The following is a 16,055-nucleotide window of genomic DNA, read 5'->3' on the forward strand; positions in this document are numbered from 1 at the left end:
GATAGCGGAACATGTCAGATCATCATAACGTTACACAAGACCTAACAAGCTTGATAACTGCTTAATCTCGACATCCGGCAGTAACATCGCTGCCGGTTCGGTACGGATATTTTTATGTTGGTCATTCAACCAGCAGGCTGCAAACCCATTCATTTTGGCGCCATAAACATCAGTATTCAGATGATCACCGACATGCAGAATCTGGTCAGCAGGCAGATCGAGAGTGCGTTGCGCTTTGATAAACAGATCGGGATAAGGTTTGGCAAAGCCGTCAGGACCCGCTTGCAGTGTTTGCTGAAAATAGTGCCCCAGCCCAATTTTATTCGGGTCGACATTGCCATTGGTCACAGCAATTAACGGGACCTGTCGGCTCAATAAGGTCAGCACACGGTGTGTTTCTTCCGGAACCGCTATCTGATGACGCCAATAGAACATTTCATTGATTGCATCTTCAGCGGCTTGACGAGCGTCATCGGCTGAATACCCCAACAGTATCAACCCCTGCATAACCTGCTCATAACGCCATTGCGTCACATCATGCGCCAACTCAGGAGATTGCTGGGCGACATTGGTTTTCAATTGCTTCCACCACGCCATCGGATGCAACGCACTGACCGGATGATTCAAATGCATCCAATCCAACATTTTACGTTCCAGTTGGCGAATCACAGGGACGTTATCGTAGAGCGTATCGTCCAAATCAAAGGTCATTGCCTGAATCACAGGGAGAGAGCGATAATAAAACATGCGCTATGGTTTCCGTTTCTTCTTGGCGCGCGGATGAGCTTGATCATAAGCCTGCGCTAAATGCTGAAAATCGAGATGGGTATATATCTGAGTGGTTGAAATATTTTCATGCCCCAAGAGTTCCTGAACCGCACGCAAATTATGGCTTGATTCAAGAATATGAGTGGCAAAAGAGTGACGTAATTTGTGGGGACTGATATGGCTGGCGACCGACTGCTTCATTCCCCACTCTGACATCCGTTTCTGGACATTGCGATGCGAAATTCTTCCGCCACGACTCGAAACAAACAGAGCAGGCTCATCGGCATGAGCAAGTTGCCCGCGAACAGCCATCCATTTTTTCACCCACGTCACAGCCTGACCGCTAAACGGTACTTTACGTTCTTTGTTACCTTTCCCAATCACGCGGATTTCTCCCAGACCGGGGTGAATATCTTTCAAATTGACGCTGACCATTTCCGCCAGACGCAGACCGGCACCATACATCAATTCCATCATAGCCCGATCGCGAATCGCGAGCGGATCATCTTCATTCACTTCAAGTAACTGAGCGACTTCATCGACATCTAAATTTTTAGGCAAGGGGCGTTTCTTCTTCGGTGCAGAAACACCTTTGGCCGGATTTGCGGTTAAATCCCCCCTTAATACCAGAAAATCCAGAAAGCTACGCAAGGCAGACAAGCGCGTCGCTAAACTACTGGCCTTGATGCCGTCACGCATCCCTTTCGCTGCCAGTTGTCTGACCCATGCCGAATCCAATTGCTGCCAGCATGTCACCCCATTGCCAGCCAGATAAGCCGTCATCTGAGTCAGTTGTTGCTGATAATTCTGACGCGTATATAGACTCAACCCCTTCTCACTTCTCAGATATTCATAGAAGCGTTGAAGGGGTTGCTGTAATTCATCCGGTAATCTCAGACTTTCACTATTCATACGACGAACTTGTTCATCTCTATGTTACTGACTCATATTAGACGCGTTTCCATGGCAGTACAGATAATAAATGGGTCAACACCTCCGCCAGATAACGCAAGAACAATGTATCCATACTTGGCTGGAAATGACCGCCGTCTTCACTGGAAAAAGCCAGAATACCATGCGTGTCTGTGCTTCTGATCGGTAGTACCACGTAAGAACCGAACTCAGGCGCGCCTGAGTGTTCACCAAACAGACCATCGCGATCCGCTTTACGCATTCTGCCTAAATAAGCACGGTTCCCGTTAAAATTGTTGGTGGAAAAACGTTGCCAATAGGCCAAGTCCAAGGCGTATGGTGTCGGCACACCCGACAGACGGATATGCGCTTTCAGCGACATCTGCTCCGCTTTCCGTTCAATCGCCTCAATGACCTGACTCAACTCATCACACCGAAACATCTGTTCTTGCAGATCCATAAATGCATGCAGCGTCCGGTCATTACTTGCTGCCAGAGACATCAACGCCGTAATTTCTTCTTCAAGCTCTTCGATCCGGTGTCTCTGCCGGTTCAACTGAATGTGAACCAAAGACACTGCGCCAAGTTGCTGATGTGGTAGTGCAAGGCGATCAACCAACGCCGGACGATTCATAAAGAAATCCGGATGATTTTGTAAATAATCAGCCACCACTTCAGCGGTTAACACATCATTTTCATTAATTTCAGTTTCAGTGTTTGACACAACAACCCTTTCTACAACGTTCTTCAATAGTTTCAGTGCTTCTCAGCACGCAATCTGACCTTCATAAATATGTGTGGCAGGTCCGGTCATATAGAGTGGTTGTCCCGGCCCCTTCCAGCTAATATTCAGGTCACCACCCGGCAAATGTACGGTGACATTCTCGGCCAACTGCTCTTGAATAATCCCCACAGCAACAGCGGCACAAGCGCCACTGCCGCACGCCTGAGTTTCACCAGCCCCACGCTCATAAACCCGTAACCGGATTTCATTGGGGCTCACGACCTGCATAAAACCAGCATTCACGCGTTCAGGAAAACGTTCATGGGACTCCAGTAGTGGCCCAAGGTGATCCACATCTGCGATATCGACATCCTCAACTGTTGTCACCACATGGGGATTCCCCATACTGACCACGCCACAAAACAGTGTCTGTTCTGCAATGCGTAAAATATAAGTCTTTTCTGACTGCTTTGCCTTAAACGGGATTTTCGCAGGTTCAAATACTGGTAATCCCATATTCACGGTAATCTGGTTGTCGTCTTCGACATTCAGAATCATCTTTCCTTTCTTGGTGCTGACATGAACGCTGTATTTGTTCGTCAAACCTTTCAGTCGAACAAAGCGCGCAAAACAACGAGCACCATTTCCACACTGCTCAACTTCACTGCCATCTGCATTGAAGATCCGATAGTGAAAATCTGTTTCCGGATCATAAGGCGCTTCAACCAATAACAATTGGTCAAAACCGACACCTGTGTGCCGGTTCGCTAAGCGACGAATCAGATCCGGTGAGAAGAAAATATTCTGGGTAATACAATCAACGACCATGAAGTCATTACCCAAACCGTGCATTTTAGAAAAATGAAAATGCATAGGTTTCTTTACTCCGGTAAAACACTTTCCAAAGCCCACAAACTACTGAGAGGCTCGCGCTGGCGTACCAGATGAACCTGTTCTCCATCAACCATGACCTCAGCGGCGCGTGAACGCGAATTATAGTTTGATGACATGGCAAATCCATAAGCACCTGCCGAACGAACCGCCAGGAGATCACCTTCCTCAAGCACCAGCTCGCGCTCTTTACCGATAAAATCACCGGTCTCGCAAACAGGCCCCACTAAATCATAAACCAGCGCCGTTCCTTCCCGGGGAGTAACCGGTACAATTTTCTGCCATGCCTGATACAAAGCCGGACGCATGAGATCATTCATCGCTGCATCAATAATCGCAAAATTCTTATACTCGGTATGCTTCAAGAATTCGACTTTGGTCAGTAGAATTCCGGCATTTGCGGCAATCGCCCGCCCCGGTTCAAACACCAGCTCCAAATCTTGATAACTTCCCAGACGCGAGAGTAATGCTTTGGCATATTCTGCCGGCTGTGGTGGCGTTTCTGCATCATAGACCACACCCAAACCACCACCGACATCCAGATGGCGAATATGGATGCCTTCCGCTTTAAGCGCATCGATAAGCGCCAGAAGACGGTCCGTTGCATCAATAAAGGGATCGATTTGAGTCAACTGTGAACCGATATGACAATCAATCCCATGAACGTCCAGATGCTCCAATTGATGCGCTAAGCGATAGACTTCGCGCGCGCGGTCAAAAGCAATCCCGAATTTATTGTCACGTAGTCCTGTCGAGATATATGGATGTGTTTTGGCATCAACATCCGGGTTAATCCGTAGAGATACCGGGGCCTTCACACCAAGAGACTGAGCCACACGGTTCAAACGGTGTAACTCGGATTCGGATTCAACATTGAAGCACTTAATCTTCAATTCGAGTGCACGTTTCATTTCCGCTTCGGTTTTACCCACACCGGAAAACACGATTTTCTCGGGATTTCCGCCAGCCGCTAAAACCCGCTCCAGCTCCCCTTGGGATACAATATCAAATCCAGAGCCAAGCCGCGCCAAGACACTCAACACCCCTAAATTGGAGTTTGCTTTCACGGCATAACAAACCAGATGTGGATGTGCGCCAACAGCCTGATCAAACGCATTCCAGTGGCGTTCTAGCGTTGCTTTTGAATAAACATAAAGTGGTGTGCCATAGTCCTTTGCCAGCTCTGCGAGACGAACCCCTTCAGCACATAGCTGTCCATCGTTCTGGTAATTAAAATAATCCAAAATACTTTCCTAATTATCAATGACTAAGGATTAAGGTTGTGATTGATTTTGCGGTGTATTGTCTTGAGGCATATACAACGGTCCGGTCTGTCCACAACCTGCCAACGCTAACACGCACAGCACTAAAAGTGCAGTAAACTTTTTATTCATTTTGCATATATCGTGATTATTCATTCAATGCCCCCTATAATCGCACCAGATTCAGGAAAAGCAATAGGATGTGAGGATGAACGATACTGAATTCCACCAACTTGTTGATCAAATGCTAGAACAGATTGAGCAAATGATTGATGACTCAGGTGCCGACATTGACTACGAGACAACAGGCAATGTCATGACACTGGATTTTGAAGATCGCAGTCAGATTGTGATCAACCGTCAGGAGCCGATGCATGAAATTTGGCTGGCCTCCAAATCCGGCGGATTCCATTTCCAGTACACGGATCAACAATGGATCTGCTCTAAAACCGGTCTGGAACTCATCGCATTAATTCGTCAGGAATGTGAAAAACAAGCCGGAGAGTCAATTGAGTGGGATTGAGACAAGCAATACCTGCCACATCGATTGACATCGGAGTCCCGCTGATAAGTCTAATCTCGGGGCTCTGACCAACAGCCGGATTCAGGAATAACCAGACACGAACAATGAAGGAACGCGTGCTCGGCCTCGTTTAGGCGTTTACTGCTTTGGTTGGCACCACAGTCCCTGAAGATCGGTCACTACGGTAAGGAATGATACAAGTGCTGCCATTATCCGCATGGATCACCTGATAATACTGCGGCAAATTGAAGTTAATCAGTTTCGATGCCACTTTGTTTTCATCCAGTATCGACGAATAAAAACTATTTAGGCTATGAATCATCTCATTTTTACTACCACTAAATTGATGGTAGACCTCGACACGATTCGACTCATCAAGGACATAGATATTAAAGCCGGTCTCGCTATCTTCGAAGAAAAACTGAATGAGACCTTCACTGGCAAAACCATCGATCGCTTCAGGCAAGTGATAATCCTGCTCCCGATCAATCATCATCAATGGCGAACCTTTGAGTTTGTTGGTCGAGATACTGCGATAAAAATCGACCGAATTTTCCAACCGCTGGACAGACACGCCCCGCCGTTCAAAAAACAGCCCGTACATTTGACGACCGACCCGCAATGCTTTGAAACGGCGTCGCTTTTCCGGCTCGATTTCAACTGGTTTCAACCGTAAATCAATACATTCAGCCAATAACTGATAAATGGCATTGCGGATTAATCCCCGCAAATTTTTACTGTAGCAAAACACGTCCACTGATTCTGGTGGTAACGCATCCTGATGCATCTTGCACAATACCGTTTTAAGCGCATCAAGAACCGCACCTTCGCCTTCGAAATGAAGTGTTCTGACTTCATGCCACGAATTACGATAAACCAGATCAATACTACCGACGAGGCAGCGCTGTTCCGGCCCGAAGCTTAAAATATCGACCGTTTTTAAATCAACGCGAAGAGATTTTCCCGACACGGCATAAGTGGGGTCTTGTTCAAAATTAATAAACATCGCCAATTGATTAATTTCACAAGGGCTAGCGAGTGCGTGCATGGTTGGACGACGTTTATGCAAAGAGAAGGTATTTCGCAAATCACCAACCATCTGATAAAACTTGTCAATATCAAGCTGAGCATCCTGAACAACGGCGTTAAGCCTTGTTGATTCAGTGATCAAACCATTAAAAAATGCCCAAGCGACTAACTTACTCAGATATTCATGATGTTCCAGATAATGCTGCCCCATCATCCGACGCGGTACCAACGGTTGCTTATAAAGGTACCAGCCAGCAGGGTTACTACGGTTCTGTTGCACTTCAATAAAGGTCAGATCTGACTCATGCAAGTCAGGAGAAATCTGCGGATTAAGCAGCGTGACTTTTCCCGGAAGAATTTCAAAAGCAGCATACAGTTTACGGGAAAGAATCGAAATATCCTGAGGACTAATAGAAGACGTAATATCATTGCGCCGGGCGAATTGAATGAGATTACGGTAGCTCTGCATCAAAGCATCCAGTAGCCCCGTATGCATGAAAGAAACTTGTTCGACTTTCCAGTTTCGTCGATTATCCAGCTCGGCAATAATACCTGCCGACCATTGCCAGACTTGCGTCAATTCTTCCAATACCATCCGTCGCCATGGAACGGAGCCGGCACCCGGTTCACGAGATAATTTCTCATGTGTTTTCAGATAAAAGCAGCGCCGTACCAAATCCAATCGAGGCTGATCATTAATCCGTTCTAAATAACGAGTGACCTTTTCCAGCATCAGATAATAAGCATCCATCCCATACAAATCGGGCTCATGGGTAAAGAAGCGCCGCTTGGTATCGATACTTAAGAGTTGCGTAAATGGATATTCCCAAGAATACGCTTCGAGTAAGATCGCTTTAAGCACTGATTTATAAGGAGAATCAATGCTTTTATACAACTGCCACAAACTGGCACCAAAATATTCTTCTGCCGGGATATGATTGAGTCGGCCAAAATCAAACCATTCATTACAGTTGATATAAGAATAACTACACAAATGGCTGACATATTCGTCATAGCACTCTTCCATCTCCGGTGGCACGATTTGCCACAAAAGACGTTTCCCGGCCATCCGCACGGCAGAGCGGTAGAATTCATCCAGTAATAATAGGTGTTGCGAAGAACCACAGTTTTCACCTGTCATTTCATCGGACTGCTTACACCGGAAACGCTGCTCATCCATGATAAAAAAGTTGGCTTCAACACCTTGTGTCTTTGCCCAGTCGGTCAACAGCAAACATTTATTGGCCAGTTTTTCCCGACGGCTGGCACTCATCAGCGAAGAGACACACACCCAGATATCGAGATCACTGGAAGTACTCTGCCCGATCGATGAGGTGCTTCCCATGGTGTACAGCCCCTGAATTTCAGGCTCGCTTGAAATCGGAAGTGACTGCCCCAACGCTAGTTCTGTATCGTGGATAAGCTGTTGTTGTGCGTCATCCGCTTCAAACCCCCACACCCCGAAAGGCACGTCTTGGGCATAGTAACCGGGAATTAATGGATGATTGAATTGAAAGAATGCTGGAATTAAGTGAAAAACACGACGACTTTGTAAATCCATTAACGCCAACGCACGCTCGGTGCGCTGCCGATTCAGATTATCTAATCTTTTGATTAAAGTCTCGGTGTATGTCTGCAAGGGTGTTTCCTTGGTTGGCTCAAAACTCAACGAACTGATTGCCCTTTGTGCAAAATCGCCGTCAAAACGTGATCAATTTAACACTTTATCTATCGATGGTAAAGATATCTCTCCCGGAGAACCATGTGGGTCATCCAGAGAATTTAGGGATACTTTTTCGTTGATACATATCTCATTCATATTATCTAGCTATCATAGCTCAAACTATAAACAAGAGCTACATCACATATTTCAAATTAGACTATGGTCGTATATCTCAAAATTTACAAGTTTTCCTATGCACTTTTTCATGAATACACTTCTCGGCACCAAGTGCTATTTTTCAACCGTTTAGGTGAACTTGGGGATCGAAAAAAACAGTGATAGGATGTGATCTATCATTTTTCTCTGACCGACTCATAACCTATGACTGATTCATCTCCTATTCGTATTGCTACCCGAAAAAGTCCGCTAGCCCTGTGGCAGGCCCATTATGTAAAGGATGCGCTTCAGGCGGCCCATCCGGGTCTGACCGTTGAACTGGTTACGATGGTGACGAAAGGCGATGTCATTCTGGACACCCCGCTGGCAAAAGTGGGCGGTAAGGGACTCTTCGTCAAAGAACTTGAAATGGCAATGCTCGAAGACCGGGCTGATCTCGCAGTTCATTCGATGAAAGACGTCCCGGTTGAATTTCCACCAGGATTGGGACTCGTGACGATCTGTGAACGGGAGGATCCGCGTGATGCTTTCGTCTCCAATCATTATGCAACCTTCGATGAACTTCCCAATGGTGCCATCGTCGGGACTTGTAGTTTAAGACGCCAGTGCCAATTAAAAGCAGCCCGTCCGGATATCGTCATCAAAGAACTCCGTGGCAATGTCGGCACCCGACTCAGCAAGCTGGATGCCGGAGAATATGATGCGATCATTCTTGCTGCTGCCGGTCTCAAGCGTCTCGAACTTGAAAGCCGAATCCGGAGTTATCTGACACCGGAGCAATCGCTGCCGGCGGTTGGTCAGGGAGCTGTGGGGATTGAATGTCGTTTAGATGATGAGCGATTAATTGAATTATTGAAACCACTGAGCCATCAGGAAACCACGGATCGGGTCCTTTGTGAACGCGCAATGAATACTGCCCTTCAAGGCGGTTGTCAGGTACCAATCGGTAGTTACGCGCTATTGGAGAATGATCAACTCTGGCTACGGGCTCTGGTCGGCGAACCGGACGGCAGTCAAATCATTCGCGGGGAGATCAGAGGCGCTCGCAACGATGCGGAACAACTGGGAGACGCGCTCGCCCAACAACTCTTGCAGCGTGGTGCCCAAGAGATACTCGCCAATCTCTACCATGAGCACGACTAATCATGTCGGTACTGGTGACCCGCCCCGGTCAACCGGGAGAAGCACTCTGTCATCAACTTCAGGCCGTTGGTATCAAAGCGGTCCATCATCCTTTAATTGATTTTCATGCCGGTTCGGAACTTGAACAACTACCGGTTCGACTGAAACAGTGTGATCTGGTCATCGCTGTCAGCCGGCAAGCGGTTCTTTATAGTCAGGAATATCTCGACTTGCACGGCTTTTCATGGCCGTCTGACATTCGATATCTTGCCATCGGTCAAAAAACCGCACAGCTTCTAAGTAATTTTACCCAACAAACGGTAAACTATCCTGCGATAAGCGATAGTGAAAATTTTCTCTCTCTCCCCGAGCTTAGTGCGCCTGTCGGGTTACGCGTTGAAATACTGAGAGGAAATGGCGGCCGGGATTTAATCGCCCGACAGTTAAAATCTCAGGGAGCAGCGGTCAATTATTGCGAAGTTTATCAGCGAGAGATGCTCCCTTTTAATACTCGGGTTGCAGTTTCCGAATGGCAAAAGGCAGCGATAGATTGCGTCATCATCACCAGTGAGCAACAACTCCGGTTTTTCGTCACGCAGCTCGCTGAATACAATATGCCATGGTTATTAAATCAAACATTTTATGTTCCCAGTGAACGGATTGCACATGATGCACAGTCGCTGGGAATCAAGCATACCATTGCTGTGGGTAGTGCCAGCAATTCAGACTTAGTGGCCGCAATTCTGGCCGAGAAGAATGACAGGAATCATGAATGACTGATACAAAAAAAGCCGTTACCCCAACCTCAGAAGATAAGCAAAAATCAGCCACATCTTCTTCCGCATCAGCATCTAAGCCTGAAGCAACAGCACCTTCTGGCGCGAAATCAAAGCAAAAAACTCCCGCATCGGGTGCGAGGCTCAGTAAAATTGCCATTGTGCTGACCTTACTCAGCGGTGGCGGAATTGCCGCTTATGTTCAGTACACCATGCACGGCTATCAGCAACAAATCACCCAACTTCAGCAACAACTGAGTCAATCCGTAAGCCAAGTTGAAACACAAGTGACGCAACTCAATCAAGACGTCGATAAAAAAACAGCCACGGTCATCAATCAGGTTGATACTCATTTGGATCAACAGCAAAAAAGTATTGATAGTCTGCAACATGCGCTTGCTGATATGAAAGGACGTCGTCCGAATGACTGGCTGTTGGCTGAATCTGATTATCTGGTCAAACTTGCCGGTCGGAAATTATTCCTCGAGCACGATGTGCTGACTGCGACTCATTTGATGGAAAGTGCTGATGCACGAATCGCAGCACTCAATGATCCGAGTCTGGTATCACTGCGTCAGGCGATGGCCAATGATATCACCACGCTGAAGTCTCTCCCTTTGATCGATAAAGATGGTCTGGTTCTGCGCCTCACCAGTCTGGAGCAGCTCATCGATAAACTGCCGTTGGCCAACGCCATTCTTCCGGATGCTCCTCAAGAACAGAAACCACAAGTCAGCGAGGACATCAGCCACTGGCAAGATAACCTGCTCACATCGATGAAAAGTTTCGCTGAGCAGTTCATCACTTTCAGAACCCGAGATGGTAACGTCATTCCGTTACTGTCTCCAGAACAAGATTTTTATCTGAGAGAGAACCTGAAAGCCAAAATAGAAACAGCAATCAGAGCCATCTACGACGAAAATCAGGAGATTTATACAACGGCTTTAACCACAGCGAATCAATGGTCAATCTCGTTCTTGAACCCTGATAATGCTCAGGTCAAACAGTTTAACCAAGCCACTCAATCCCTGAGTCAGAAGAAAATTACCATTCAATATCCGATAAAGCTGGCATCTCAACAACCGCTCACTGATCTCATTCATGAACGTTTGCGTAAACAAGTCTCCGGTTTGATGAAGGAGGAAGAGTAATGATTCGAGCCATTTTTCTCTTTGCGGTCCTCGGTATCGGATTATATGTCGGCACCCAATATTCCGGTCAACAGGGATACGTTCTGATTTCAATTGCTAACAAAACTATTGAGATGAGTGTCACCACGTTGATCCTGCTGGTCATTGCTTTACTGGCAGTCCTGTTCGGCATCGAGTTTTTGCTCAAAAAAGCGCTGCATATTAGTAGCAGCACTTGGAACTGGTTTGGCTCACGAAAACTAAAACAGTCTCGTCGGGATACCAACGAAGGCATCGTGAAACTCATCGAGGGAGACTGGAAACAGGCCGAAAAGAAAGTCACCCGACTGGCAAAAAATCACGATATGCCACTGCTGTGTTATCTCATTGCCTCTGAAGCGGCGCTCGAGCAAGGCAACCAAGAAAAACGGGATCACTACTTGTCTCTTGCCGCCAAACAAGAGAACTCAACCCTCGCCGTCGAACTCACCAAAGCAAGACAGTTCACCAAAGAGCAGCGTTATCAGGATGCATTCAACGTGTTGAGTGAGGTCGCTATCCAGCATCCGGATAACCCGGTGGTCGTCAGCCTGCTGAAGACGACATATCACCATCTCCGCCAATGGCAGCCGCTACTCGGTCTGATGCCGCAGCTCAGAAAGCTCAAATTAGCCGGAGAAGAGGAAATCATCCGTCTGGAAATCGAATCCCGCAGCCACCTCATGGAACAAGCCGCAGCGATCCGAGGAAAAGAGACCCTGACCGAATACTGGAAAGATTTGCCCAAGCGCCTGAAAAACACACCGGAACTGATGGTGTGCTATGTACAGTTACTCCTGAAGCATCAAGGCGATGAAGAAGCATTTTCGCTCCTGAAAGAGCAGATCAAGAAGCATCCAAACTCAAACAGTTATCCACTACTGCCTGAACTCAACCTAGAGAGTCGCCAGCCGGTAATCAAACTATTACAAGATGTGATTCGTAAAGATGAGCAACATGCCGAAGCGCACAGTGCATTAGCACAGCTCTATTTTCAGGAGAAAAAATTACCGTTGGCACAAGGGCATCTGGAAAAAGCGCTGCAAATCAGAAACAGCATCTCAGACTATCAGCTGCTTGCTCAGGTTCTGGAACAGCAAAATATGTCTCAGGCAGCCCATCATGTCAGTAAAAAAGCACTCTCACTGATTGAGCCGACCTCTTAACCATATTGGCAGTTTTAGCGCAACCAACAACAAAAAAGCCAGCATCTGTTCTGCTGGCTTTTTTGGTACGGTGATATCAGTTGTACCGTGGTATCAGCATCGTGAGTTGTGTTACGCAGAGCCGCAACACGACATGCAATCATATCACCCGGGAAAACTGCTGCTGTCTTGCTCTTTCTCGCAAATAACGGTCAAAGCACATACAGATATTACGAATCAACAGGCGACCTTTTGGCGTCACCGTCAACTGCTTATCACGGACTAAAACCAACCCATCTGCGATGAAATGTTCCAGTAGTGCTAAGTCTGATTGGAAATACCGATCAAAGTCGAGCTGATGAGCGCGCTCGATCTGAGTTTTATCGAGAGCAAAGTTACACATCAATTGCTTAATCACATCCCGACGGGCTAAGTCATCCTTATCCAACGCCACCCCTTTCCATAACGCATGACGCTGATGTTCCACTTGCTGATAGTATCTCTTCAGCTCTTTCTGGTTCTGAGCATAAGCATCACCCACCATCGATATTGCTGACACCCCAAAACCAATCAGATCACAATCACCATAAGTGGTATACCCCTGAAAATTACGATGAAGACAACCTTCTCTTTGGGCAATCGCAAGATCATCTTCGGGCAGCGCAAAATGATCCATACCGATAAACTGATAGCCCGCATCCGTCAGCGTACCAATGGTCATCTGCAAGATATCCATTTTTTCTTGCGCTGTCGGCAGAAAATCTTCTCTAATCTTCCGCTGTGCAGCAAACAATTGAGGCATATGTGCGTAGTTAAAAATGGATAACCGACCCGGTTTCATTTCCAGAACCCGGCTTAACGTCCGCGCAAATGAATCGGAGGTCTGCTTGGGCAAACCATAAATCAGGTCAAGGTTGGTCGAACGGAAACCCAATTCCCGGGCACGTTCTGCCAAAGCGAAGATGAACGTTTCATCCTGAATCCGATTGATGAGCAGCTGAACTTCTTTGTTGAAATCCTGAACCCCGATGCTTAAACGGTTAAAACCTTCTTGATAAAGATGGTCCAGAATATCCAGTTCTATCTCGCGTGGATCGACTTCAATACTGATTTCAGCCTCAGGCTCAAAATCAAATTCTTGCCTGATCAGTGTCATCAAACGCGTGATTTGGGGAGCGGTCAGAAATGTCGGAGTACCACCACCGAAATGAAGCTGAACCACACGGCGACCCGCTAACAGTGCTGCACGCTGACGAATCTCCAGCTCCAGCATATCCAAATACTCATCCGCTTTATGGGAATGACGCGTGACCACCTTGTTACAACCACAGTAGTAACAGAGCTTATGGCAAAAAGGGATATGGACATAAAGAGAAAGTGGACGCTCCGGATACTGAACACAAGCCATATCAAAGTCCGCAATCGTAAATGCTTCATGGAATTCGACGGCTGTCGGATAGGAGGTATAGCGAGGTCCGGAGTAATTATATTTATCCAACATTGCCTGATCCCAGACAACCTGCTGACGAGATACCTGCTGAAACATATTTATCTTTCCGAATGGGTCGATGAACCCCTATTTTGCCACACTGCGATACTGACAAGTCGGGCAGCAAAATAGAAATCCATGATTATTGTGTGAAAGTGCTACAGAGATCACCGAATGAGTCGCTGTAAGACTCGAGATTTAAACCATCTGAACCTGAATTTGTTGATTCAATGGCTGAATCATATCCTTCAGCGTGGTCAGCTCTCGGATAATATCATCCTCCAGCCGACTCTCAGCCTTCATCCGTTCCAGATTTTGCTGCATCCTTTCTTTTTTAGGCATCTCTTGCCGCACCTCGCCACGAGGCATATCTTTAACGGTATGATAAAGCTCTGAAATCGCTGGGAATTTGTTGTCAAAATCAATACGATTCTCACCTTGAACATAGTCCATGATGCAATAAACACGAATACTGATTTCCGACAGATCACATTGTCCTTGAATCCCGACCATACAGAGTGTGTTTACGTTCTCGAAAATATTTGCATTTCGCTTTTCAATCGCCAACTCACGATGTTTGGCAACCAACGCTTTCTGCTGCTTCAACTTCACCAGCAAGTATCCGGCATAAATCGCCAGACCTGCAACAATCAGACACCCAACAATCACGAGTACAGTCAGATTCATATGGCACTCCTATTACTGAAAATCATCCGAATTCAATCCGGTAAATTTCTCCAGAAGTTCGTCATCTGATGCGCCTTGCTTTGATTTCACCACCGGAGACTCAGAGGATACCTCTTCATCACTCTCTTCATCACTATCTTCATCAAATAGCCCAAGCTGTTTCATCAGCTGTTCAATTCGATTGAGCTTCTCATCAACATACTGCTGCAAGCCTGCACCCAGCTTTTCCCCCTGATCTAACCGAGCAAGTAAAGCATGAAGCTGCGCATCATTTTCGAGCAAAGCCAGCTCTTGTTCTGCTTGCACTTGCCGTTTCTCAGCGATGACTTTGGGCTGGGTTTCGACGACCAGCGGAATTTTTTTCTTACTCCCCAGACGAGGATCCTGCGTTTGCGAAGTACTCAACCGACGTGCATTGCCGGATTCTTCCGAATGACGGCTGCCGGTTTTCAAGCCTTTTCTCTTTTTCAGCTTCTTGCGCAAACGCCCTTCAATATCAGTCTGAGAGCGCTGACGAACGACAACGACTTCTGTATTCCCAGATGATCTTACTTTCTTGTTACGGCTCATTACTGGCTCTTCCTCAGTAAAATTACATCACTACCGATAAATTCAATTTCGAGAGCATCCCGTTCTGCTAGAAAACAGAAAGTCTCTCGGCTAAAAAAGCTTACATGGGTGAGATCATTTTTATAATGCCACCGTGTAAACGCGTCCAAATTTTTGACTAATTTGGTCATGATTCCGATATATCCTCCCGGCTTCACCAATGTCAGCCACTGCTGCCACACTTGGCCCGGAGAATATAAGTGTTCAATCACTTCTGTTGCGGTAATAAAATCATAGGTTGATTCTAACACCGTCTTCTGTGGGAAATAAAAGACATCGTACACAGCCATCCGGAACCCTTGCTCTTCCATCATGAAAGAGAGCGTTGGCCCGGGGCCACATCCAAAATCTAACCCATGTGCATCTGGGGCGATCCGCGCCACCAAAGGCACCGTCAGGCGAGACAAAAATCGCCGATATCCCGTATCAGATGGATGATTCTCATGCAGATCATAGATGGATTTTTCTGATTCTGCATCCAGATGGAATGCAGGTGCGACACTCACCAAATAGCATTGGTGGCATTGCCAATAGTCGCGATGTTTATCCCGATGATAAACCCCCAGCGATTCAGCACCGCACAGTGGACATGAGATCATATGGGCTCCTTGTTACAGGATGCGCAACATACCAGAAACTCACTCGATAGTGGAGTATTTAAGCTTATTTTTTCTTCAGCTTTTTATTCAGCAGATAGACGCGATGACTTTCAGTTTGGCCAAAAGAGAGAGATAAAAAAAGCGACAGAATGGTCTGTCGCTTTCTAAACAGTCACCGTAGTGACGGAAACCATTCTGGCACATAGCGATGCGCACAATATTCCTTTTGTTTTTCGTGCTTTCCTTGCAAAAACATTGTTGTTCGTCATCAATCCTGATGAATTTTCCCTATCCCTGAAAACATCATTGTAACAAAGCACTTCCGTGGCTTGGTTCCATTACATCCCCACTCCATAGGGCCAAGCAGACCATCCTTATCAGACAAACATCCTGTTTGTCAGTCACTTCAGAATGAGCGATTCATCCCTGAAGCAACACAGCAACTTTACCCCTTCTCCCGTCAGACACAACCCATCAAAAAATGATTCTGGTCACATTTCATACGCAATA

General features: G+C 46.6%; 16 protein-coding genes. 5 read left to right on the plus strand and 11 right to left on the minus strand.

Going from position 1 to position 16,055, the window contains the following annotated elements; genetic code table 11:
* Positions 1-30 precede the first annotated feature (30 nt).
* Genes yigB through lptM form a run of 6 tightly spaced genes read right to left on the minus strand, consistent with a single transcriptional unit; the run spans position 31 to position 4,689 of the window.
* Positions 31-747, minus strand: coding sequence for a 5-amino-6-(5-phospho-D-ribitylamino)uracil phosphatase YigB (gene yigB, locus OCU60_RS16925; RefSeq protein ID WP_074374700.1), 717 nt, complete (start codon positions 745-747; stop codon positions 31-33).
* Positions 748-750: 3 nt separating this feature from the next.
* Entirely contained in the window at positions 751-1,680 is a 930-nt protein-coding gene (xerC, locus tag OCU60_RS16930; protein WP_074374699.1) for a tyrosine recombinase XerC, read from the minus strand.
* A 37-nt stretch (positions 1,681-1,717) separates the two neighbouring features.
* Entirely contained in the window at positions 1,718-2,404 is a 687-nt protein-coding gene (locus OCU60_RS16935) for a DUF484 family protein (protein WP_074374698.1), read from the minus strand.
* A gap of 42 nt (positions 2,405-2,446) precedes the next feature.
* On the minus strand, positions 2,447-3,277 hold the full coding sequence (gene dapF / locus OCU60_RS16940; RefSeq protein ID WP_074374697.1) for a diaminopimelate epimerase: 831 nt from the start codon (positions 3,275-3,277) through the stop codon (positions 2,447-2,449).
* Between the two features lie 8 nt (positions 3,278-3,285).
* Entirely contained in the window at positions 3,286-4,539 is a 1,254-nt protein-coding gene (gene lysA, locus OCU60_RS16945) for a diaminopimelate decarboxylase (RefSeq protein WP_074374696.1), read from the minus strand.
* Between the two features lie 30 nt (positions 4,540-4,569).
* A complete protein-coding gene (gene lptM, locus OCU60_RS16950) occupies positions 4,570-4,689 on the minus strand; it encodes an LPS translocon maturation chaperone LptM (protein ID WP_072959588.1) in 120 nt (39 codons plus the stop codon).
* A 76-nt stretch (positions 4,690-4,765) separates the two neighbouring features.
* On the opposite strand from lptM, the gene cyaY reads away from it, so the two are divergent.
* Positions 4,766-5,080 carry an iron donor protein CyaY gene (gene cyaY, locus OCU60_RS16955; RefSeq protein WP_074374695.1) on the plus strand — a complete coding sequence of 105 codons (315 nt, stop codon included), beginning with the start codon at positions 4,766-4,768 and terminating at the stop codon, positions 5,078-5,080.
* 130 nt (positions 5,081-5,210) lie between these two features.
* On the opposite strand, the gene OCU60_RS16960 is transcribed toward cyaY, so the two are convergent.
* Positions 5,211-7,748: a class I adenylate cyclase gene (locus OCU60_RS16960; RefSeq protein ID WP_074374694.1), complete on the minus strand. Its 2,538-nt coding sequence runs from the start codon at positions 7,746-7,748 to the stop codon at positions 5,211-5,213.
* 405 nt (positions 7,749-8,153) lie between these two features.
* Between OCU60_RS16960 and hemC the strand changes: the two genes are divergently transcribed.
* Genes hemC through OCU60_RS16980 form a run of 4 tightly spaced genes read left to right on the plus strand, consistent with a single transcriptional unit; the run spans position 8,154 to position 12,182 of the window.
* Positions 8,154-9,092 (plus strand): hydroxymethylbilane synthase, encoded by a 939-nt coding sequence (gene hemC, locus OCU60_RS16965; RefSeq protein WP_074374693.1) that lies wholly within the window; start codon positions 8,154-8,156, stop codon positions 9,090-9,092.
* 2 nt (positions 9,093-9,094) lie between these two features.
* Positions 9,095-9,847, plus strand: a complete 753-nt coding sequence (locus OCU60_RS16970) for a uroporphyrinogen-III synthase (RefSeq protein WP_074374692.1) — start codon at positions 9,095-9,097, stop codon at positions 9,845-9,847.
* Complete coding sequence (locus tag OCU60_RS16975; protein WP_074374691.1) at positions 9,844-10,998, plus strand: uroporphyrinogen-III C-methyltransferase; 1,155 nt, start codon at positions 9,844-9,846, stop codon at positions 10,996-10,998. Before OCU60_RS16970 ends, OCU60_RS16975 begins: the two co-directional genes overlap by 4 nt.
* Entirely contained in the window at positions 10,998-12,182 is a 1,185-nt protein-coding gene (locus OCU60_RS16980) for a heme biosynthesis HemY N-terminal domain-containing protein (RefSeq protein ID WP_074374690.1), read from the plus strand. The genes OCU60_RS16975 and OCU60_RS16980 overlap by 1 nt, the downstream gene beginning before the upstream one ends.
* A 139-nt stretch (positions 12,183-12,321) precedes the next feature.
* Here the strand turns inward: OCU60_RS16980 and hemN are convergent, their stop codons facing one another.
* From hemN to OCU60_RS17000, 4 genes are all read right to left on the minus strand, one after another.
* Positions 12,322-13,707, minus strand: coding sequence for an oxygen-independent coproporphyrinogen III oxidase (hemN, locus tag OCU60_RS16985; protein ID WP_074374689.1), 1,386 nt, complete (start codon positions 13,705-13,707; stop codon positions 12,322-12,324).
* Positions 13,708-13,848: 141 nt separating this feature from the next.
* A complete protein-coding gene (locus tag OCU60_RS16990; protein ID WP_074374688.1) occupies positions 13,849-14,337 on the minus strand; it encodes a DUF2489 domain-containing protein in 489 nt (162 codons plus the stop codon).
* A 12-nt stretch (positions 14,338-14,349) separates the two neighbouring features.
* Positions 14,350-14,907 carry a Der GTPase-activating protein YihI gene (gene yihI, locus OCU60_RS16995; protein WP_074374687.1) on the minus strand — a complete coding sequence of 186 codons (558 nt, stop codon included), beginning with the start codon at positions 14,905-14,907 and terminating at the stop codon, positions 14,350-14,352.
* Entirely contained in the window at positions 14,907-15,545 is a 639-nt protein-coding gene (locus OCU60_RS17000; RefSeq protein WP_074374686.1) for a class I SAM-dependent methyltransferase, read from the minus strand. The genes yihI and OCU60_RS17000 overlap by 1 nt, the downstream gene beginning before the upstream one ends.
* Between the last annotated feature and the right edge of the window lie 510 nt (positions 15,546-16,055).

It is taken from the genome of Vibrio spartinae (assembly GCF_024347135.1).
GTDB lineage: Bacteria > Pseudomonadota > Gammaproteobacteria > Enterobacterales > Vibrionaceae > Vibrio > Vibrio spartinae.